Raw genomic sequence first — 19,998 nt, 5'->3', positions numbered from 1 at the left:
ACCGGTGGCCAGGCACCCACCCTAGCCGGCGTCGAACGGACGGCCATACGGCCATTTCTCATAACCATATGCCGGCGGCTGCATCCGCGGCCCGCCGGCTACACGAGGGGCAGCACATGACCGACATCTACGACTTCACCGCCCGCGACATCGACGGCAACGAGCGCTCGCTGGGCGAGTTCCGCGGCAAGACGCTGCTGGTGGTCAACGTGGCTTCCAGATGCGGATTCACGCCGCAGTACGCCGGGCTGGAAAAACTGTGGCGCGAGATGAGCGATCGCGGCGTGGTGGTGCTGGGTTTTCCCTGCGACCAGTTCGGCCATCAGGAGCCCGGCGACGAGGCCGAGATACGCAACTTCTGCAGCACCCGCTACGAGGTGAGCTTCCCGATGTTCGCCAAGGTCGAGGTGAACGGCGCCGACGCGCATCCGCTGTACCGGTGGCTGAAGAACGAGGGCAAGGGCATTCTCGGCAGCGAGGCGATCAAGTGGAACTTCACCAAGTTCCTGGTCGATGCCCGGGGCCAGGTGGTGAAGCGCTACGCGCCGACCGACACACCCGAGAAGATCGCCCGCGAGATCGCCGCACAGCTCGGCTGACCGCGCCGCTCAGGGCCGGGCGGTGTCGCTCGCCAGGCGTTCGACGATGGCGTCGAGCTCGCGGCTGGCCGGTGGATCGCCGGCGGCCGGCTCGTAGTTGTTGAGCAGGATCGCGAAGGCCAGGTGCTGGCCCGATGCAGTGGTGACATAGCCGGCCAGTGCGCGCACGTAGGTCATCGAGCCGGTCTTGGCCTGCACGTTGCCGGCGGCCGGGGTGCCGCGCATGCGGCTGACCAGCGAGCCGTCCACGCCGGCCAGCGGCAGCATGTCGCGCAGGCTGGCCGCATAGGGCTGCACCGCGAGGTACTGCAGCAGGCGCACCATCGCCGAGGCGGTCACCAGGTTCTGCCGCGACAGGCCGCTGCCTTCTTCCAGTCGCGCGTCGGCGGGCGCAATGCCGATGCGCTCGAACAGCTCGCGCAGGGCGCGCAGGCCCCAGGCTTCGGTGCTGGTGAAGCCGGTGGGCGGCGCGTCCGACTGCATGGCCAGCGTCTGCGCCTGCACGCCGGCCATCAGCAGCAGGTTCTGCAGATAGAGGTTCTGCGAGCGCTTCAGGCCGCTGCGCAGGATCTCGCCCAGCGGCGGCGAGGCGATCTCGCCGACCAGGGTGGCGCCGGCGGTGACGGCGGTGTCGTCCTGCGGCCAGCGCACTACGCGCACCCGGCCGTCGAGCCTGACGCCGTGGCGGGCGAGCGCTTCGCGCAATTGCCAGGCGGCGACGCGGGCCGGGTCGCCCATCGCCAGCCACAATCGCCTCGGCGCGCTGCCGGCCGGCAGGCTGCCGAAGGCGTACAGCGTGTCGCTGCCCGGTGCCCGGTAGAGATTGAGGTCGCTGGCGCTGCTCGCCGGACCGGTCATCAGGCGGCTGTCGATGACGGGAATCGCCAGCGGCGGATCCATCGCCACGTCGGCGGCGCGACCGGCCTGCGCGGCCGGTGTGAGGGTGAGCCAGCCACTGTTCTCGTCCACACTCAGCGCGGCGGCGGGCGCGGCGAAACCACCGAGCAGATCGCCCACTTCCCAGCCCGAGCCGATCGGCGGGCCGGCGAAATACGTGTCGTCGGCGACCAGGTCGCCATGCACGCGACGGATGCCGTGCGCCGGCAATTGCGCGGCGAGCCGATCGGCCCAGTCGGGGCTGGCCGACGTGCCCAGCGTGGGATCGCCCATGCCGTAGAGCACCAGCGTGCCGTCGAGCCGGCCGCGGCGGATCGCTCCCTTCGCTAGCAGGCGAGTCGCGGTGTGCTGGTCGGCACCGAGGCGATCGAGCGTCAGTGCGGCGGTAAACAGCTTGGCGGTGGAGGCCGGCTGCAGCAGCCGGTCGGCATCGTGGGCGTAGAGCGTCTGCCCGCTGTCCAGCGATACCACCTCGATGCCCCAACTGGCGCCGGCGAAGCGCGGCGAGCGGATCAGCGCATCGATGGACGCTGCGATCGGGGCGCCTGGCGCATCGGCGGCGGGCGGTGCCGATGCGGCGCGCGAAGCCGGTGCGATGGCCAGTGCGATGACCAGCGCCGCGGCCCGGGAAAGGAGTGGGTGCATGGCTTGCAGTATGGCGACAAGGGGCCGCGCCGTGCAGGTCGAAAAGGGTCGATCTGCTAGGCTTGGATCTTCGTGCCGGCTTGCCGCCGGCGGTTTTGCACCTACGACGCGAGACTCTTCATGCAGATTGCCGACCACACCGTTGTTTCCTTCCACTACACGCTGACCGACGACCAGGGCACCGTGATCGACAGCTCCGCAGGGCGCGAGCCGCTCACCTACCTGCATGGCACCGGCCAGATTGTGCCGGGGCTGGAGAAGGTGATGGCCGGCCGTGTCGCGGGCGACCAGTTCAAGGTCGACGTGGCGCCGGCCGAAGGCTACGGCGAGCGACATGCCGAGCTGGAGCAGCAGGTGCCGCGCGAGGCCTTCCAGGGCGTGGACGACATCCAGCCGGGCATGCAGTTCCAGGGTCGCGGCCCGCAGGGCGTGATCAACGTGACCGTCACCAGGATCGAGGACGGCGTGGTGCACATCGACGGCAACCACCCGCTCGCCGGCCAGACGCTGCACTTCGACGTGGAAGTGACCGACGTGCGCCAGGCCACCAGGGAAGAAACCGCCCACGGCCACGTGCACGGTCCAGGCGGCCACCAGCACTGAGAGGGTGTCGACAAAATAAACAAACCTGTAGAATCTGCCGTAGATCTCACGAGCGGACGGTTCTCATGGAGCAAAAGAAGCGCGGTGACGTAAAGCGCGGGCGCAAGCCGGCGTTGAACGAAGATCATGTGAAGGCCTTGCGTGCCATCGTGCGCGAGCATCCGCACTCGCCCCTGGACGAGGTGACTCGCGAACTGGCGCGACGCACCGGAACGCATGTCTGCGCGGCGACCGTGCGAACGACCCTGCGAAAAGCGGGTATCCGCAAGGCCAGGCCGGAGCGCAAACCCGAAGCGTTGCCCGTGGAGCAGCAGGGGACGCCGGTGCGCTACGGCTATACAGAGAAACATCGACGCCCCGACGGGCCCAGCGGCATGAACACGGATCTGACCGAGGCCGAATGGGCGCTGGTAAGCGACCTGTTCGAGCACGCGGGCGGACGGGGGCGGCCCGCCAAGCACGCCCGCAAGCGCATGGTCGACGCATGTTGCTATGCCGTGCGCACGGGTTGTGCCTGGCGTCTGCTGCCCAAGAGTTTCCCGCCGTGGGCGGCAGTGCACAAAGCCTTCAGTCGCTGGGCGAAGGCCGGCGTGTTCGAGGCGATGCATGATCGACTGCGAGGGCAATGGCGCGAGCGCGTGGGCCGCCACCCCGAACCCACGGCAGGGGTCATCGGCTACCAGACTCGCAAGCTGATTATTTTGTCGACACCCTCTGAGGCAGCCGCCGCCGCGCGTCCAGCGCACGCAACGAAGAACGCCGCCGTGAGGCGGCGTTCTTCGTTGCGGCAGCCAGGCTCAGTACCAGTCGAGCAGCGACACGCCCACGCCCAGGTAGGTGGCATTGTGGTTGTAGTCGATCAGGCTCTCGCCGTAGCCCTTGAACAGCTCCATGTAGCCGCGCACGTTGCCGCCCACCGGGAAGCTCCAGGTGAACTGGCCGGCGCCGTGGCTGCGACTGCCGCCGCGCAGGGAGTGGCGCAGCATCAGGCCGAACTCCTGACCGTTCCACTCGTGCACGATCTGCATCTCGCCGCGGCCCATGTAGTTGCTGATGTCGGGGTTGTCGTCGGTGCTGCGGCTTTCCGGAATGCGCCACCACGGACGCAGCATCACCGTCCAGCCATCGCGCTCGAAACCGACGTCGGCGATCACCCGGTTCCAGCTGCGCGAGAGCGGGTTGGAGCGGCCGTTGGACTGGTGGTTCACGCCGATGCCGAGCAGCCGGCCCTGCCAGCCGAGCACGTCGTAGTGCGTGTCGAACACCAGCATCGCCTCGGGCTCGTAGTTGGTTTCGCGGAACGGACGCGACAGCCGTGCGTTATAGACCTGCCAGCGCGAGGACTGGGTGTAGCCGATCCACAGGTCGCCACCGGCATCGCCGAACACGTCCTGCACCGCCTTGGTCTTCAGGCTCAGCTGGAACTTCGCTTCCATGCGCTGCAATTGCTGTGCGGTGGGGACGGTGTTGTCGGGGTTGGGGCTGGTGGGGCGGTCGTTCTGGTTGCTGGTGGCGAACACCGGCAGCACGTATACCGGCTTGTAGCCGCGAATGTTGAAGGTGCCGAGCTTGGCCTCCGGCGACAGCTCCCAGCGCGAGTCGAGCAGGGACAGCGGTGCGGAGACGGTGTCGTTGCCGCCGGATGCCTTGTCGCCGGAGTCCTTGCCGGTATCGTGGGCGAACAGCTCCACGTCCGCCGGATTCGGGCGCTTCTGCGCCGCCGTCAGGTTGACCCGGCCGGTGGCGCGGTCGTAGCAGGCCAGGCGTGGGGCGTCGCTTTCGATCGCGGTGCAGCCGCGGATGTCCATCGGATCGGGATTCTGCGCGTGCGCCGGCAGTGCCTGGAGTGCGGCGGATGCGGCCAGCGCGGACGTGAGGGAGCGGGAGAGACGGGACGTCTTCATGACGGGGCGGCCTGGATCGAGGGGGCGGTGACACGAAGCGGCCGGCCGCAGATGACTGCGACCGGCCTGGATGTGCAGGACGTTACTGCTGTCTGGCCCAGCGCGCGTATTCGGTGGCGCTGATGCGGTGGTCGCGGTTGCTGTCGGCGTAGTCGAGGTCGTTGGCGACCAGCAGGGCGCCGGCTCCCATCAGGGTGATCAAGGATGTGCGAAGTTTCATGATCGTTGCTCCATGCCAGAATCGCAGGGGGGGCCACGCGCGTCCTGTCAGGGCCGCCAAGCGTGCAGCACCACACTAGCAAAGAGAGTGTCAATGCCGGCTCAACCCCCCGTCGCGCGCGCCGCTGATCGTTCCCTCGCGCTCACTCAGGCACGCTGTCTGCAACTCCATGCGCAGGGTCTGCTGCAGCCGCCGCGGCGACGCGCCAGCGCGGTCGACCTGCTGGCCGCCGTGAAACGCATGCGCCTGCTGCAGATCGACTCCATCCACGTGGTGGCGCGCAGCCCGTACCTGGTACTGCACGCGCGACTGGGCGATTACCCGCCCGAATGGCTGGAGCAGGCGCTGGCGCAGGGTGCGCTGGCCGAATGCTGGGCCCACGAGGCCTGCTTCGTGCCCTCCGACGATTACGCCCTGCACGACGCCTGGCGCCACCAGCGTGGTCACCACTGGTCGCACCGGCACGCGACGCGCATGTACATGGAGCATCGCGCGGAGATGGACGACCTGCTCGCGCACATCGCCCGCGAGGGGCCGGTGCGTGCCACCGACTTCGCCCGCGAGGATCGTGGTGTGGGTGGATGGTGGGAATGGAAACCGGAGAAGCGCTGGCTGGAAGCCTGGTTCACGCTGGGCGAACTCATGGTGGTACGCCGCGAGCGGTTCCAGCGCGTGTACGACCTGTCCGCACGGGTGCGTGCGTCCTGGCCGGCACGCCTGCACGGTGAGCGGCCTGCCGTCGAGACGCTGCGCGAGCGCTTCATTCTCGACACGGTGCGTGCGCTGGGCATCGTGCCGGCGCGCTGGATCGCCGATTACTACCGGCTCAAGCCGCAGGTAAGCGATCTCGAGCTGGAGCCGCTGGTGGATTCCGGCCAGCTGCTGGCGGTAGCCGTGCGGGGCTGGAGCGTGCCGGCCTACGTGCATGCCGATCACGCGCCGGCGCTCGCCCAGGCCCGCGCCGGCCGGCTGCGCGCCACGCATACGGCACTGCTGTCGCCGTTCGATCCGCTGGTGTGGGATCGCCAGCGCGCGCTGGGCATGTTCGGTTTCGACTACGCGCTGGAGTGCTACACGCCGGCTCCGCGGCGTCGCTACGGCTATTTCGTGCTGCCGATCCTGCATCGCGGCGCGCTGGTCGGCCGGCTCGACGCCAAGGCGCATCGCGCGGACGGCGTGTTCGAGGTGAAGGCGCTGTACCTGGAACAGGGCGTGGAGCCCGGTGAGCGACTGCTTGGCGAGCTCGCGCAGGCGTTGAAGAAGCTGGCCCATTGGCACGGCACCCCGGCGGTACGCGTTGCGCGGGCTCGTCCCGTCGGCCTGGCCGGTGCGCTGAGGGCGGCGCTCAAGTCGTGCTGAAGGCCGGTCGGTGCGCGATGCTGCCGGCGCTCGCCGGCCCGGGCGTGCGGATAGGCCGTCAGGCAGGGGCCGCGCCCGTCGCGGAGCTTTCCGACCTGTGGTTATAATTTTGCCGCTGTGTTTGCCGGGGTCACCAGAGTCTTGTGACCCGATGCCGCCGATGCCTATCCGCTTCATCGCTTCACCCCTAGGATTTCCGCGCATTCCAGTCCCCTCGGCGCTCCTCGTGGACGCCGGGTTCAATACCAGAAAACCTACGGAGTGACTCCCATGTCTGATCGTCAGATCGGTACCGTCAAGTGGTTCAACGACGCCAAGGGCTTCGGCTTCATCAGCCGCGACAATGGTCCGGATGTCTTCGTGCATTTCCGCGCGATCACCGGCAACGGCTTCAAGAGTCTGCAGGAAGGCCAGCAGGTCAGCTTCAAGGTGGTGCAGGGCCAGAAGGGCCTGCAGGCCGAGGAAGTGACCCCGGCCTGACCGGCTCCACGCCTTTCTGGACCGAAAAGCCGGGCAGCGATGCCCGGCTTTTTTTTCTGCACGCACGCCGCGTCCGGGCGGCAGGCTTGCGTGCGGCGAAAATCCGCTATGCTTTTTTCACTGTGTCAGCTCCTCGCCCCTGTTGGTCGCGTCGACGTTGCATCCGGCGGGCCCCCGCGTTGCGCATGACCCAGTCGGACGTCGCCCGGGCGGGTGGCGGACCGGTCACGTCGAGCGTAATCGGAGTGAGTCATGTCGGATCGAGAGATTGGCACCGTCAAATGGTTCAACGACGCCAAGGGGTTTGGCTTCATCAGCCGCGAGAGCGGCCCGGACGTGTTCGTCCATTTCCGCGCCATTACGGGTTCGGGTTTCAAGAGCCTGAAGGAAGGGCAGAAGGTCAGCTTCAAGGTGGTGCAGGGCCAGAAGGGCCTGCAGGCCGAGGAAGTCACCCCGGCCTGAGCGGCCGTGCGCATGGTCTTTGACAAGAGGCCGGCGTGTGCCGGCCTCTTGCGCGTGCCCGGCATCCGGCCCGGTTTGGCAGCGAGGCACGACTCCCCCAGGCCATGGAAGCGCGATGGTTTCCCCTGCTGAAATGACGCCGCAGACGCCCGATATCGTTCCGGTCGAGGCCGCCGATGGTGCACGATTCGAGCTGATCCTGGTGATGCCGTCCGACACCCCGGTGCGCCGGGTGCTGCTGTGGCTGCCGGCGATGGGCGTGCCGGCGCGCCACTACCTGCCGCTGGCACAGGCGCTGGCGCTTTCGTTTTCGCCCAAGAGGTCTGCCATGTCCCTGTTCGAACCGCTGCCGCAGCGCTCCCTCACGCTGCGCAATCGCCTGGTGGTGGCGCCGATGTGCCAGTACTCGGCCAGCGAGGGACTGCCGGACACCTGGCACCTCGTGCACCTGGGCAGCCGCGCCGTGGGCGGCGCCGCACTGGTGATCAGCGAGGCCACCGCGGTGTCGGCGCAGGGGCGTATTTCGCTCGGCGACACCGGCATCTGGAACGAAGCGCAGCGCGAGGCGTGGGCACCGATCGCCGCCTTCATCAGGCAGCAGGGAGCCATCGCCGGCATCCAGCTGGCGCACGCCGGTCGCAAGGCCAGCGCGCAGCGTCCGTGGGAAGGCGGCGGTCCGCTCGCCGTCGAAGCGGGCGCCTGGCCCACGGTGGCGCCGTCGGCGATCGCCTTCGACGAAGGCTGGCACGTGCCGCAGGCACTGGACCAGGCGGGCATCGACCAGGTCGTCGACGATTTCCGCGCCGCCGCCCGGCGCGCGCTCGCCGCCGGCTTCCAGTTGGCCGAAGTGCACGCTGCGCACGGCTACCTGCTGCACCAGTTCCTCTCGCCGCTGAGCAACCAGCGCCGCGACGGCTACGGCGGCAGCTTCCAGAACCGCACGCGGCTGGTGCGCGAGGTGGTGAACGCCGTGCGCGAGGTGTGGCCGGCCGAGCTGCCGGTGTGGCTGCGCATCTCGGCCACCGACTGGGTCGAGGGCGGCTGGGACGCGGCACAGAGCGTAGCCCTGGCGCGCATGGTCAAGGAGCTTGGCGTGGATCTCATCGACGTGTCGAGCGGCGGCCTGGTGCCGCACGTGAAGATTCCCGTCGGGCCGGGGTACCAGGTACCTTTCGCCGCGCAGATCCGCCGCGAGGCGGACATCGCCACGGGCGCTGTCGGCATGATCGACGAGCCGGCGCAGGCCGCGGCGGTGATCGCCGAAGGCGCCGCCGACGTGGTGCTGCAGGCACGCGAAAGCCTGCGCGACCCATACTTTCCGCGCCGCGCGGCCAAGGCACTGGGCGCAAAGATCGCGGTACCGTTGCAGTACCAGCGATCGTGGTGACCGTTGACCGTCCTCCCGGAGCTATGCCATGGAACATTCCCCCCTGCTGATCGACGGACGCGTGCACGACCTCGGCGACGGCTTTCGCGTGCGCCGGGTGATGCTGTTCGGCGGCGCGCCGCTGGACGGCGAGCGCCACCTGTGGTGGAACTTCGTCTCCACCCGCCGCGAACGCATCGAGCAGGCCAAGGCCGACTGGCAGCAAGGTCGCTTCGATCGGGTGCCGGGTGACGATGTGGAGTTCATCCCGCTGCCGGCGAAGTAATGCCGCGTGCATGACGCGCGGCTGTGCGTCATGCATTTGCGCCGCGTCGCGCGTAGGCTGCGGCCAGACCCATCGGGGGTGCCCATGGCCGGTTTTTCCAGCTTCCGCGAGTTCTATCCGTTCTATCTGGGCGAGCACCGCAATCGCGTGTGTCGCCGCCTGCATTTCGCCGGCAGTCTCTGCGTGCTGGCGATCGTCGTCGTGGCCATCGCCACCGGTCGCCCGGCCTGGCTGTGGCTGGCGCCGGTGGCCGGTTACGGCTTTGCCTGGGTCGGACACTTCGTGTTCGAGAAGAACCGCCCGGCCACGTTCCGCCACCCGCTGTACAGCCTGGCCGGCGACTGGGTGATGTTCTTCGACGTGCTGCGCGGGCGCGTGCGGTTGTAGTTTTTTCGCGCTGCGGGCAGAAAAGGGTAGGCCTCATCCTTCGTGCCGTCATTCCCGCGCAAGCGGGAATCCACTGTCATCCGTGAGCAGTCAGCTTGGATGGCCGGCATGCGCCGTTGAGGAAGCGCCTCCCTCGTTCGAGGGCCTGATGAAGCAGGCCGCGTCAAGACACAAATAAAGGGCAGCCCCGACAGGCTGCCCGTTTCGCGTGCCAGGCCGGCTTACTTGCGCTGGTCGGCGCTGGCGTCGCGGGCGGCGCGGAACTCGGAGTCGCGGCTCCAGTTCGGCCACTCGTCGGAGTTCGCCAGCTTCGAGCCCAGGGTGTAGAGCATGCCCAGGTCGTGCGCCATGCCGGTGAAGCTCCAGTTCGCCTGCCACTCGTCCGAGGGCTGGTGGTAGTGCTTCCTGGTGTACGCCTTTTCGGCCGCTTCGCCGGCCGCCACGCCGCCGTCCACCCAGTCGTCGCCCGAGCCGAACGAGATCGCCGGCACGCCGCGCTTGGCGAAGGAGAAGTGATCGGAGCGGAAGAAGTAGCCGGCCTCCGGATGCGGGTCGGGCGCATAGCTCACGCCGTCGGCCTTGGCCACGGCGATCAGGTCGTCGAGCAGGCCGAGCCTGGCGTTGCCGGAGATGGTGAAGTTGCGCGCCGGGCCGTGCGGATCGAGCGCGTCCATATTGATCACGCCCACCGTCCTGGCTTCGGGATAGAGCGGATGGGTGGCGTAGTACTCCGAACCCAGCAGGCCCTTTTCCTCGGCGGTGACGTTGAGGAACACCACCGAGCGCTGCGGCTTCGGCCCGTGCGCGAAGGCCTTGCCCAGCGCGAGCAGAGCGGCGGTGCCGGTGGCGTTGTCCACCGCGCCGTTGTAGATGCGGTCACCGGTGGCATCCGGCGCGCCCACCCCCAGGTGATCCCAGTGCGCGCTGTAGAACACGGTTTCGTCGGGGCGCTGGCTGCCCTTGACCATGCCCAGGATGTTCTGCGAGGTGATCACCGAGGCGTCGACGTTGAACTTGGCCGAGAAGGTCTCGCCCTTCAGCGTGACCGGCTTGAAGTCGCGGGTCTGCGCCTGCTTCTTCAGCGCGTCGAAATCCAGTCCGGCGCCCCTGAACATCTGCACCGCCAGGTCGCGCTGGATCCAGCCCTCGACCTTGGAGTGCTCCTCGGCCGGGTGCTCGCGCACGATGTCGAACTGGGTGTTGGTGTTGGAGTTCTTCACCGTGGGCCAGCCGTAGGAGGCCGGTGCCGTCTCGTGGATGATCAGCAGGCCGAGCGCGCCCTGGCGGGCGATTTCCTCGTACTTGTAGGTCCAGCGGCCGTAGTAGGTCATGGCCTTGCCGCCGAAGTCGCCCTGGCCGGTCTCGAAATCGGGGTCGTTGACCAGCGCCACGGCGATCTTGCCGTGCAGGTCCACGCCCTTGAAGTCGTCCCAGTGGCGCTCGGGCGCCTTCACGCCGTAGCCGACGAACACCAGCGGCGCGTTGGCGATGTCCACGCGCGTGGAGCCGTCCATCGCGGCGCGCACGGCAATCTGGTCGCCCTGGGTCAGCGGTTCTTGCTTGCCATCGATGGTGAGCGAGAACGTCGGCGTGCCGGTGATCTCGAAGCGGCCCAGCGGTACCGGCTGGGTCCACGTGCGCTTGCCGTCCTTGATCACGCCGGCCGGCTGCAGGCCGGCGGCCTTCATCTGGCTGATCACGTAGGCGACGGTGCGCTTCTCGCCGGCGGTGGCCGGGCCGCGGCCTTCGAACGCGTCGGAGGCGAGCGTCTTGACCTGCTCGGAGAGGTAGTGCGGATCGAAGGTCGGCGCCCTGGCGGCGTCACCGGCGCTGGCGCCGGAGGCGGCGAGCGCGGCGAGGATGGAACAGGCAAGCAGTCGTTTCACGAGGGGTAGTACCTGCGTTGGGGGAACCCACCGATCCTAGCGAAATCAGGCACACAGCCCAATGCGCCGAAAGTCTCAGTCCGTCGCCGTATCGTCCTGCGCCTGCAGCCAGCGGCGGTAGCTCATCACGTACTCCAGCCCGAAGCGGTCCGCCACGGCGTCCACCAGCGCGTAGTGGTACCAGTGCTCGCCGCGCACCGTGGTGGCCGGGATCATTCGCACCGGCGGCGCGCCGGCCTCGTCGCTGTAGAAGCCGTCGCGGCTGGCGAACCAGGGCAGCGCCTTGCCGTCGCGCAGGGCGGTGAGCACCTCGATCGGCGCGCCCAGGTCGCTGGCGATCTCGTAGTGGGTGCGCAGGTCGTCGTCGGTCTGGATCAGCAGGAAACGGCCGTCGCCTTCCGCATCCAGCAGCAGCAGACCGGTGGGATGCACGTGCAGGTAGCACTCCACCGCGGGGAAGTGCTGCAGCACCTGGCGCAGCACCGGCACGAATACCGGGTCGCGCAGGAAGTGCACGTCGCCCAGCGCCATCGCCTCGGAGACGAACTGCCCGGCGCGCTCGAAGTAACGCTGCTGCAGCGCGACGATGGCCTGCTGCAGCTTGTCCATCGCATGCGGGTCGTTCTTGCGGATGAAGCGGTCGATCAGGCCGGAGTTGAACGCCTCGATCGCCGTCGCGTCGTCGGCGCGGCCGGTGAGCAGCACCTTGCCGATGTGCGGGTTGTCGAGCTGGCGGCAGAAATCCAGCCCGTCCATCTCCGGCATCGCCTGGTCGACCACCACCACCGACACCTCGGCGAAGCGGGCGGGGTCGTGCATGGTGCGCGCGATCGAGTCCACGTCCAGCGCCATCAGCTCGCGGTTCGGCGAGGGGTGCTCGCGCCAGCGGTACAGCCAGCCGCCGCCGGGCACGGCGCGGCTGTCGAGCCGGCGCAGGTCGGCCAGCGCCCGGCGTGGCGAGCTGTAGCTCTTCAGGCGTTGCAGCGGATCGAGCATCAGCGGCACCACGCCCAGGTAGCTTTCGTGGTCGTCCACCATCACGGTGGTGGTGGGGAAGCGGAACGGCGTCAGGCCGTGATCGAAGGTCAGCTTCATGCGCGCTCGTTCGTGTCGCGGGCGGGGAAGGAAATCAGGAATTCGGTGTACTCGCCCCAGCGCGAGCGGCAGGTGATGCTGCCGCCCATGCGCTCGACCGCCTCACGCGAGAACGCCAGCCCGATGCCCAGGCCGGTCATGCCGCCGCGGTCTTCGCTGTAGGAATAGAAGCGGTTGAAGATGCGCGGCAACACGTCCGGCGGAATGCCCGGGCCGGTGTCGCGCACGCGGATCACGCCCTGGTTGCCGGCCCGCCCAATGCGGATGTCGATCGTGCCCTTGCCGGCACGGCCGGTGTGGAACAGCGCGTTGCGCAGCAGGTTGAAGATCACGTGGGTCAGCAGCGGCTCGCTGCCGAGCAGGGTGAAGTCGATGCCGTCACGCAGGTGCACGCGCTCCTGCTCGCCGCGCGAGGCGTAGGGATAACGCGCCACCGCCTCGTGCAGCACCGCGCGGGCACGCAGTGGGCGGAACAGCTGCGGATCGAGCGGACGCGCGGCCATCAGCAGCATGTCGATCACCGTGTGCGCATGGCCCACCTCGTGCTCGATCGAGTTCATGCCGCGCTCCAGCGCCTCCAGTTGCGCCGGGCGCAGTTCGACCACCGGCAGCCCGGCCTCGCGTGCCAGCCGGTGGCTCGCCAGCAGGTCCGGCAGGTAGCGGCGGAACGCCTGGCCGGCAATCTGCAGCGCACCCAGCGGCGTGCGCAGCTCGTGGGCGATGTTGTTGGACGCACGGGTCAGCGCCTGGATGCGGGTCTGGTCCGCATGCTTCTGCGACAGGCTGGCCAGCGGGCCGAGCGCCATCGCCATGGCCAGCAGCGGCAGGTACAGCACGATGCGCTCGACCGGCATCGCCGCGTGCGGCCCGATCATCCACGCCAGCCACGCCAGCGCGCTGCCGATGGCGAAGATCAGCAGGAAGCTGCCCACGTCGAACATCATCAGGGTGAGGTAGATCGAGGCCAGATGGATCAACAGCCACGCCGTGCTGCCGCCGTTGCGCAACAGCATGTAGCCGGCGAAGAACGGCAGCACGAAGGTCACCGCGGCGTGCCAGTAGGCCGGCAGCAGGGCACGCAGCTTGCGCGGCCACCAGCGCTGCGCCGACAGCGGCAGCAGCACCAGGCAGCCGGCGATGCGCAGCGGCAGGCTCTCGAACGGCTGCGGCAGCGCGTACTTCCAGATCGGGTAGTACGCCAGCATGCACAGCGAGCCGATCAGGCTCATCGTGGCGAGCGCGGGCTGGGACGGGCGCGCGTGCTCGAACATCGCGTCGTCCAGCTGCAGCAGCCGCTGTCGCAGCCATGACCAGAGCGTGGGCGTGGCTGGTGGCGTCATCGACACGCGCGTCCCCGCGGCTCGCCTCAGCGGAAGCGCTTGTGGCAGCTGTCGCAGGCGTCGTCCACCGGCTGCAGCGCGGTGGCCAGCGCGGCGCAGGTGGCCGGGGTCGCCGTCACGGCGCTGCCGATGGCGCCCTGCAGCTTGTCCGAGGCATCCAGGAACGGCTTCTCCACGCCCTTGAACGCGCCGGGGATGTCCAGCGCGGCGGACTGCAGGCGGGCAAGGTGGGCGGCGATGGCCGCCGCGTCGCACTGTTGGGCCTTTACCGCTTGGTGCAGATCGCTGGAGTGGTAGGCCATCACCGTCATCACCGCCTTGGGCAGCGGCGTGCGCTGGTGCAGCGCGCTGAAGGTGAACACGCTGCCGAGGATGCCGATGACCAGTCCGAGCACGATGAGCAGGGCGGAGCGCATGGGCCAGGATTCCTGTCGAAAAGGTGGTGGGCAGCATAGCCGAGCAGGGGCCGCTTTCCATCGGCCAGGCCGCGTGCGAGTGTGTCGTCCTACAATGCGCGGCTCTGTCCGCCGGAGCTGTCCGCATGTCGTGCCCGTTTGCATGCCCCTCGACCGTGAGGCTGCGGTCATGAGCCGCGCCAGCGAGGAGGCGCTGCGCGAACGTTTCGCCGGCGTCGAGCGGCTGTACGGCGTGGGCAGCCTGGCGCGGCTCGCCGGGAAGCACGTGTGCGTGACCGGCGTCGGCGGCGTCGGCTCGTGGGCGGCCGAGGCGCTGGCGCGCAGCGGGGTCGGACGGCTCACCCTGATCGATGCGGACGAGGTCTGCGTGTCCAACACCAACCGGCAGATGCACGCGCTGGACGGCGAGTACGGCAAGCCCAAGGTCGGCGTGATGGCCCGGCGCCTGCATGCGATCAACCCGCAGTTGCGGCTGGAGGCGATCGAGCGGTTCCTCACGCCGTCCACGCTCGACGAACTGCTCGATCGCGGCTACGACGTGGTGCTGGATGCCTGCGACGCGTTCCGCGTGAAGCTCGAAGCCATCGCCTGGTGCCGCCGCCGCAAGCTGCCGATGGTCACGGTAGGCTCGGCCGGCGGGCGCACCGATCCCACCCAGATCCGCGTGCGCGACCTGTCGCGCACCGAGCACGACGCCATGTTCAGCCTGATCCGCAAGAAGCTCCGGCAGGACTTCAACTTTCCGCGCAGCCCCGCGCGCTACTTCGGCGTGTCGGCGGTCTACTCGCTGCAGAACGTGCAGTACCCGCAGCCCGACGGCACCGTCTGCGGCACCCGCCCGCCGGGAGGCGACGCACTGAATCTCGCCTGCGGCGGCGGCCTGGGCGCCGCCGCCCACGTCACCGGCGCCTTCGCCTTCGCGGCGGTGGGCAAGGTGATGGAGAAACTGCTGTACCGGTAGGAGCGCACCCCTCGATCGAGTCGAGGGCAGGCTCTGTGCGCGAATGCTCTTGTTCCTGATCGACATCAAAGCCAAAAAGCATTCGCGCACAGGGTGCGCTCCTACACATGCGGGTCACCAACCCATGTAATGCCCGCCGTTGATGGCGAGGTTGGCGCCGGTGATCCAGCTGGCCATGTCGCCGGTGAAGAAGGCCACGGCGTGGGCGATTTCCTCCGGCTTGCCCAGGCGGCCCACCGGGATCTGCGCCACGATCTTCTCGCGTACCTCCTCCGGCACCGCCATCACCATGTCGGTGCCCACGTAGCCGGGCGAGACGGTGTTGACGGTGATGCCGAACTTGGCGTTTTCCTGCGCCAGCGAGATGGTGAAGCCGTGCATGCCGGCCTTGGCCGCGGCGTAGTTGGCCTGGCCGTACTGGCCCTTCTGGCCGTTGATCGAGCTAATCTGCACGATGCGGCCCCACTTGCGCGTGCGCATGCCTTCGATCACCGGGCGGGTGACGTTGAAGCAGGCGTTGAGATTGGTGTTGATCACGTCCGTCCACTGCTGGTAGTTCATCCGGTGGAAGGTGGTGTCGCGCGTGATGCCGGCGTTGTTGACCAGGATCTCGACCGGGCCGCATTTCTCCTCGATCGCCTTGACCATCGCCTCGCACGAGACCGGGTCGGACACGTCGCCCGGCACCATGCACACCTCGATGCCTTCGGCTGCCATGGCCTTGCGCCACTGCGCGGCCTTCGCCTCGTCGCGGTAGTTCGACGTCACCCGATGACCCTGGCCGGCCAGGTAGCGAATGATGGCGGTGCCGATGCCGCCGGTGCCGCCGGTGACGAGTGCGGTGCGTTGGGTCATGTTCTCGATCTCCTTGAAGGGGGGGCGTGGGCTGCGCGGCCGGGACGGCACGCAGGCGCGAAGGGAAGATGTCCGCCGTGGCGGCAATCCGTTCTTTATAGCCGTTCAGACGTCCCATGCATTACTGCGGCGCCGCAAAAGTCCGGGATCGAAGCGCATCGATGTTGCAGCCAGCAGTTCGGCGGCCGTCGCGGCGGGCGCGTCGGCCGGCACGCCGAGGAAATCCAGCGCGCAGCGCAGTGACGGCAGCGGGTCGGTCGGATCCACGGCGGTAGCCTGGTTCGACTTGGACAGCTTGCGGCCCTCGGCATCGAGCACGAGTGGCAGGTGCAGGTAGCGCGGCGTCGGCAGCCGCAGGCAGCGTTGCAGATGGATCTGCCGGGGCGTGGAGTCGAGCAGGTCGGCGCCGCGGACCACCTCGGTGATGCCCTGGTACGCGTCGTCCACCACGCAGGCGAGCTGGTACGAATACAGACCGTCGGCCCGGCGGATCACGAAGTCGCCCACGGTCTCGCGCAGGTTCTGCCGTTGCGGCCCCTGCAGCGCATCGTCGAAGCCGATCTCGATGTCCGGCACGCGCAGCCGCCAGGCGGGTGCGCGTTGCGGATCGGCTGGCGAGACGCACGCCCCGTCGCGATGCAGGCCACCGGCCGCGGCCAGGTCGTTGCGACTGCACCAGCAGGCAAACAGGTGGCCGCCTGCCCGCAGTTGCTCGAAGGCTGCGTCATGGGCGGCCCGGCGCTGCGACTGGAACAGCACCGGTTCGTCCGCCACCAGGCCGAAGGCGGGCAGCGCGGCGAGGATGCTGGCGGCCGATCCCGGCACCTCGCGCGGCGGGTCGATGTCCTCCATCCGCAGCAGCCAGCGGCCGCCGGCATGGCGGGCGCACAGCCAACTTCCGACGGCGGCCACCAGCGATCCGAAGTGCAGCGATCCGGTGGGCGAGGGGGCGAAGCGGCCGCGGTAGGTCATCGCGGCATTCTAAGCGGCCTGCGGCGTGTGCCGGCAAGCCCTTGAAACCGCCCGCCTGCGCCCCGAATAGCGGGAGACGGCGCCCGCCGTGTTTCATCCCCTTTCATGACTGCCAGAGAGCCAGCCATGCGTCGCATCGTCCTGTTCCTCGCTACCAATATCGCCGTTCTGCTGCTGCTGAGCATCGTCTGCCGCGTGCTCGGCATCGACCAGTGGGCGGCCTCCCGCGGCTACGGCGGCATGGGCGGGCTGCTGGTGTTTGCCGCCGTGTTCGGCATGGGCGGCGCCTTCATCTCGCTGGCCATGTCCAAGTGGATCGCCAAGCGCAGCACCGGCGCCCGGGTGATCGAGCAGCCGAGCAACGACACCGAGCGTTGGTTGCTCGACACGGTGCGCCGCCACGCGCAGGCCGCCGGTATCGGCATGCCCGAGGTGGCGATCTACGACGCTCCGGAAATGAATGCCTTCGCCACCGGCGCCAGCAGGAACAGCGCGCTGGTGGCAGTGAGTTCGGGCCTGCTGCAGCAGATGGACCGCGAGCAGGTCAGCGCCGTGCTCGGCCACGAGATCGGCCACGTCGCCAACGGCGACATGGTCACCCTCACCCTGATTCAGGGCGTGCTCAACACGCTGGTGATCGTCGCCTCGCGTATCGTCGGGCGGGTGGTGGACAGCTGGCTTTCCGGCGGCCGCGACAGCCGCGACAGCGGCACCGGCATCGGCTATTTCGTCTCGGTGATGGTGCTGCAGGTGGTGTTCGGCCTGTTCGCTTCGATGATCGTGGCGGCCTTCTCGCGCTGGCGCGAGTTCCGCGCCGACGCCGCGGGCGCCCGCTTCGCCGGCCGCGGCGCGATGATCTCCGCGCTGGAACGCCTCAAGGCCAATCACGGCGAGAACACCCTGCCCAGGACCATCGCCGCGTTCGGCATCTCCAGCCCGCTCGGCGCCGGCTTTGCCCGGCTGTTCATGAGCCACCCGCCGCTGGACGAGCGCATCGCGGCGCTGCAGTCGTCCGGTTGAACCCCATCGGTGCGCTGGGCTGAGAGGCTGTGAAAAAATCGCCCGCCTACTGCGACCGCCGCCAAACGCCCGTGCCGGCGGCGCGCTGGGCGCCCATCCGGGTCATTTGGCTCACCAAACTCCCCGGATGGGCGCCCAACGCACCTTGTCACGAACGCTTGGCGGCGCTCTCGCTACGGTGGTCGAATTTTTCTCAGCCTCTGAGCGTGCCTCTGATTCCATGGGGCCGTCATTCCCGCGAAAGCGGGAATCCACTTTGCTCTCCGGACAAGGATGGATGACCAGACGTTCGTCTGTTGAAAGCCCCGCTTTCGCGAGAATGACGGCAAAGAAATTCCAGACCCTACGCAAGATTTGAAGGAACCACCACGCATGAACGCACCCGCCGAAACCCGCAAGTTCGAAGCCGAAGTCGCCCAGGTTTTGCACCTGGTCACGCACTCGCTCTACTCGCACAAGGAGATCTTCCTGCGCGAGCTGATCTCCAACGCCTCCGACGCCTGCGACAAGCTGCGCTTCGAGTCCATCGCCCACCCCGAGCTGCTGGCCGGCGACGGCGAACTGCACATCGACGTGAGCTGGGACGAGGCAGCCCGCACCATCACCGTGCGCGACAACGGCATCGGCATGAGCCGCGACGAGGTGGTGGCCAACATCGGCACCATCGCCAGCTCCGGCACCAGGCGCTTCCTGGAAGCGATGAGCGGCGAGCAGAAGGCCGATGCGCGGCTGATCGGCCAGTTCGGCGTGGGCTTCTATTCCGCCTTCGTGGTGGCCGACAGGGTCACCGTGATCACCCGCCGCGCCGGCGCCCCGGAAAGCGAAGGCGTGAAGTGGGAGAGTGACGGCAAGGGCGAGTACTCGCTGGAGTCGGTTGACGTGCCGCAGCGCGGCACCGCGGTGACCTTGCACCTGAAGGCCGACGAGGACGAGTTCCTCAAGGGCTGGCAGCTCAAGTCGCTGATCCGCAAATACTCCGACCACGTGGCCTTCCCGATCCGCACCCCGGTGGAGAAGGACGGCAAGCCCACCGACGAGTTCGAGACCGTCAACGCCGCCTCCGCACTGTGGACCAAGCCCAAGGCCGGGATCTCCGACGAGGACTACCAGGGCTTCTACAAGTCGCTGGGCCACGACTTCAACGACGCGCTGACATGGACGCACAACCGCGTCGAAGGCAGCCAGAGCTTCACCACGCTGCTGTACCTGCCGTCGCAGCCGCCGTTCGACCTGATGATGGGCGGACGCGACGAACGCAAGGGGCTCAAGCTCTACATCAAGCGCGTCTTCATCATGGATGCGGCCGAGGAGCTGCTGCCGAACTACCTGCGCTTCGTGCGCGGCGTGGTCGATGCCGACGACCTGCCGCTCAACGTCAGCCGCGAGATCCTGCAGCAGAACCGCCAGCTCGATCGCATCAAGGGCGCCTGCGTAAAGCGCGTGCTCGACCTGATCGAGAAACTGGCCCGCGAGGAGCCGGAAAAATTCGCCACCTTCCACAAGGCCTTCGGCAACACGCTCAAGGAAGGCATCGCCGAGGACACCGCCAACCGCGAACGCATTGCCAGGCTGCTGCGCTTTGCCAGCACCAAGGGCGAGAGCGCCGCACAGAACGTCTCGCTGGACGACTACATCGGCCGCATGGCGGTGGGCCAGGACGCCATCTGGTACATCACCGCCGACAGCTATGCGGCCGCCGCCGGCAGCCCGCAGCTGGAGGCGTTCAAGGCCAAGGGCATCGAAGTGCTGCTGATGTCCGACCGCATCGACGAGTGGATGATCGGCTACCTGAGCGAGTACGAGGGCAAGAAGCTCAAGAGCGTGGCCAAGGGCGACGTGCCGCTGGACGAGGCCGACAAGCAGAAACAGGAAGAGGCCGCCCGGGCCGCCGAGCCGCTGCTGAAAAAGCTCAAGGAGCTGCTGGGCGACCGCGTGGGAGAAGTGAAGGTATCTGCCCGCCTCACCGATTCTCCGTCGTGCCTCGCCCTGAGCGACTACGAGATGGCCCCGCACCTCGCCCGCTTGCTGCGTGAAGCTGGCCAGGCCATGCCGGAGTCCAAGCCTACGCTGGAGATCAACCCGGCCCATGCGCTACTCAAGCGGGTCGAGGCCGAGGCGGACGAGACCAGAGCACGCGACCTGGCGACATTGCTGCTGGAACAGGCCGAGATCGCCGCCGGCGCGCAGCTTCCCGATCCGGCCGCGTTCGTGCAGCGCATGAACCGCGTGCTGCTCGGCTGATTGC

The 19,998-nt window shown here is 68.3% G+C and carries 19 protein-coding genes and 2 pseudogenes; 12 read left to right on the top strand and 9 right to left on the bottom strand.

From position 1 onward, the window contains the following. Positions 1-116: 116 nt before the first annotated feature. Positions 117-599, top strand: a complete 483-nt coding sequence (locus ACO2Q2_RS01025) for a glutathione peroxidase (RefSeq protein WP_423253908.1) — start codon at positions 117-119, stop codon at positions 597-599. Between the two features lie 9 nt (positions 600-608). On the opposite strand, the gene dacB is transcribed toward ACO2Q2_RS01025, so the two are convergent. Continuing rightward, the gene (gene dacB, locus ACO2Q2_RS01020) at positions 609-2,141 is read right to left on the bottom strand and encodes a D-alanyl-D-alanine carboxypeptidase/D-alanyl-D-alanine endopeptidase (protein ID WP_423253907.1); all 1,533 of its coding nucleotides are present in this window, start codon (positions 2,139-2,141) and stop codon (positions 609-611) included. 120 nt (positions 2,142-2,261) lie between these two features. Here dacB and ACO2Q2_RS01015 point away from each other — a divergent pair, with 120 nt between their 5' ends. Beyond that, positions 2,262-2,744, top strand: a complete 483-nt coding sequence (locus tag ACO2Q2_RS01015) for an FKBP-type peptidyl-prolyl cis-trans isomerase (RefSeq protein ID WP_423253906.1) — start codon at positions 2,262-2,264, stop codon at positions 2,742-2,744. 65 nt (positions 2,745-2,809) lie between these two features. After that, a pseudogene (locus ACO2Q2_RS01010) lies at positions 2,810-3,340 on the top strand (transposase); the annotation flags it as partial. Positions 3,341-3,541: 201 nt separating this feature from the next. Here the strand turns inward: ACO2Q2_RS01010 and ACO2Q2_RS01005 are convergent. Continuing rightward, positions 3,542-4,648 carry a phospholipase A gene (locus ACO2Q2_RS01005; RefSeq protein ID WP_423253905.1) on the bottom strand — a complete coding sequence of 369 codons (1,107 nt, stop codon included), beginning with the start codon at positions 4,646-4,648 and terminating at the stop codon, positions 3,542-3,544. Positions 4,649-4,730: 82 nt separating this feature from the next. Continuing rightward, a complete protein-coding gene (locus ACO2Q2_RS01000; RefSeq protein WP_423253904.1) occupies positions 4,731-4,868 on the bottom strand; it encodes a hypothetical protein in 138 nt (45 codons plus the stop codon). Positions 4,869-4,961: 93 nt separating this feature from the next. Between ACO2Q2_RS01000 and ACO2Q2_RS00995 the strand changes: the two genes are divergently transcribed. The 6 genes and pseudogenes from ACO2Q2_RS00995 to ACO2Q2_RS00970 all read left to right on the top strand — a co-directional run bounded on the left by ACO2Q2_RS00995 (position 4,962) and on the right by ACO2Q2_RS00970 (position 9,208). Beyond that, entirely contained in the window at positions 4,962-6,227 is a 1,266-nt protein-coding gene (locus ACO2Q2_RS00995; RefSeq protein WP_423253903.1) for a winged helix-turn-helix domain-containing protein, read from the top strand. Positions 6,228-6,497: 270 nt separating this feature from the next. Continuing rightward, positions 6,498-6,707, top strand: coding sequence for a cold-shock protein (locus ACO2Q2_RS00990; protein WP_324894316.1), 210 nt, complete (start codon positions 6,498-6,500; stop codon positions 6,705-6,707). A 252-nt stretch (positions 6,708-6,959) separates the two neighbouring features. After that, on the top strand, positions 6,960-7,169 hold the full coding sequence (locus ACO2Q2_RS00985) for a cold-shock protein (RefSeq protein ID WP_404635035.1): 210 nt from the start codon (positions 6,960-6,962) through the stop codon (positions 7,167-7,169). A 328-nt stretch (positions 7,170-7,497) separates the two neighbouring features. Then, positions 7,498-8,556: an NADH:flavin oxidoreductase/NADH oxidase gene (locus ACO2Q2_RS00980; protein ID WP_423253991.1), complete on the top strand. Its 1,059-nt coding sequence runs from the start codon at positions 7,498-7,500 to the stop codon at positions 8,554-8,556. Positions 8,557-8,650: 94 nt separating this feature from the next. Next, positions 8,651-8,821: pseudogene (locus ACO2Q2_RS00975) on the top strand (pirin-like C-terminal cupin domain-containing protein); the annotation flags it as partial. An 84-nt stretch (positions 8,822-8,905) separates the two neighbouring features. Beyond that, on the top strand, positions 8,906-9,208 hold the full coding sequence (locus ACO2Q2_RS00970; protein WP_423253902.1) for an Mpo1-like protein: 303 nt from the start codon (positions 8,906-8,908) through the stop codon (positions 9,206-9,208). A 221-nt stretch (positions 9,209-9,429) separates the two neighbouring features. Here ACO2Q2_RS00970 and ACO2Q2_RS00965 read toward each other — a convergent pair whose 3' ends face one another. The 4 genes from ACO2Q2_RS00965 to ACO2Q2_RS00950 form a co-directional block, all read right to left on the bottom strand. Next, entirely contained in the window at positions 9,430-11,094 is a 1,665-nt protein-coding gene (locus ACO2Q2_RS00965; protein WP_423253901.1) for a M28 family metallopeptidase, read from the bottom strand. A gap of 75 nt (positions 11,095-11,169) precedes the next feature. Continuing rightward, the gene (locus tag ACO2Q2_RS00960; protein WP_423253900.1) at positions 11,170-12,189 is read right to left on the bottom strand and encodes a response regulator; all 1,020 of its coding nucleotides are present in this window, start codon (positions 12,187-12,189) and stop codon (positions 11,170-11,172) included. Next, complete coding sequence (locus ACO2Q2_RS00955) at positions 12,186-13,529, bottom strand: sensor histidine kinase (RefSeq protein ID WP_423253899.1); 1,344 nt, start codon at positions 13,527-13,529, stop codon at positions 12,186-12,188. Before ACO2Q2_RS00955 ends, ACO2Q2_RS00960 begins: the two co-directional genes overlap by 4 nt. Positions 13,530-13,555: 26 nt before the next feature. After that, complete coding sequence (locus tag ACO2Q2_RS00950; protein WP_423253898.1) at positions 13,556-13,945, bottom strand: cytochrome C; 390 nt, start codon at positions 13,943-13,945, stop codon at positions 13,556-13,558. A gap of 169 nt (positions 13,946-14,114) precedes the next feature. Here ACO2Q2_RS00950 and ACO2Q2_RS00945 point away from each other — a divergent pair, with 169 nt between their 5' ends. Then, positions 14,115-14,906: a tRNA threonylcarbamoyladenosine dehydratase gene (locus ACO2Q2_RS00945; protein WP_423253897.1), complete on the top strand. Its 792-nt coding sequence runs from the start codon at positions 14,115-14,117 to the stop codon at positions 14,904-14,906. 114 nt (positions 14,907-15,020) lie between these two features. Here ACO2Q2_RS00945 and phbB read toward each other — a convergent pair whose 3' ends face one another. Beyond that, positions 15,021-15,761: an acetoacetyl-CoA reductase gene (gene phbB / locus ACO2Q2_RS00940; protein ID WP_423253896.1), complete on the bottom strand. Its 741-nt coding sequence runs from the start codon at positions 15,759-15,761 to the stop codon at positions 15,021-15,023. A gap of 105 nt (positions 15,762-15,866) precedes the next feature. Further along, positions 15,867-16,733: a tRNA glutamyl-Q(34) synthetase GluQRS gene (gluQRS, locus tag ACO2Q2_RS00935; protein WP_423253895.1), complete on the bottom strand. Its 867-nt coding sequence runs from the start codon at positions 16,731-16,733 to the stop codon at positions 15,867-15,869. Between the two features lie 126 nt (positions 16,734-16,859). Here gluQRS and htpX point away from each other — a divergent pair, with 126 nt between their 5' ends. After that, entirely contained in the window at positions 16,860-17,753 is an 894-nt protein-coding gene (gene htpX, locus ACO2Q2_RS00930; RefSeq protein WP_423253894.1) for a protease HtpX, read from the top strand. Positions 17,754-18,125: 372 nt separating this feature from the next. Continuing rightward, positions 18,126-19,994, top strand: a complete 1,869-nt coding sequence (htpG, locus tag ACO2Q2_RS00925) for a molecular chaperone HtpG (RefSeq protein ID WP_423253893.1) — start codon at positions 18,126-18,128, stop codon at positions 19,992-19,994. The last annotated feature ends 4 nt before the right edge of the window (positions 19,995-19,998 follow it).

It is taken from the genome of Dyella sp. KRB-257, from assembly GCF_049445995.1.
In the GTDB taxonomy this organism is placed as follows: Bacteria; Pseudomonadota; Gammaproteobacteria; order Xanthomonadales; family Rhodanobacteraceae; genus Dyella_A.
This window is presented reverse-complemented; position numbering and strand designations above follow the sequence as displayed.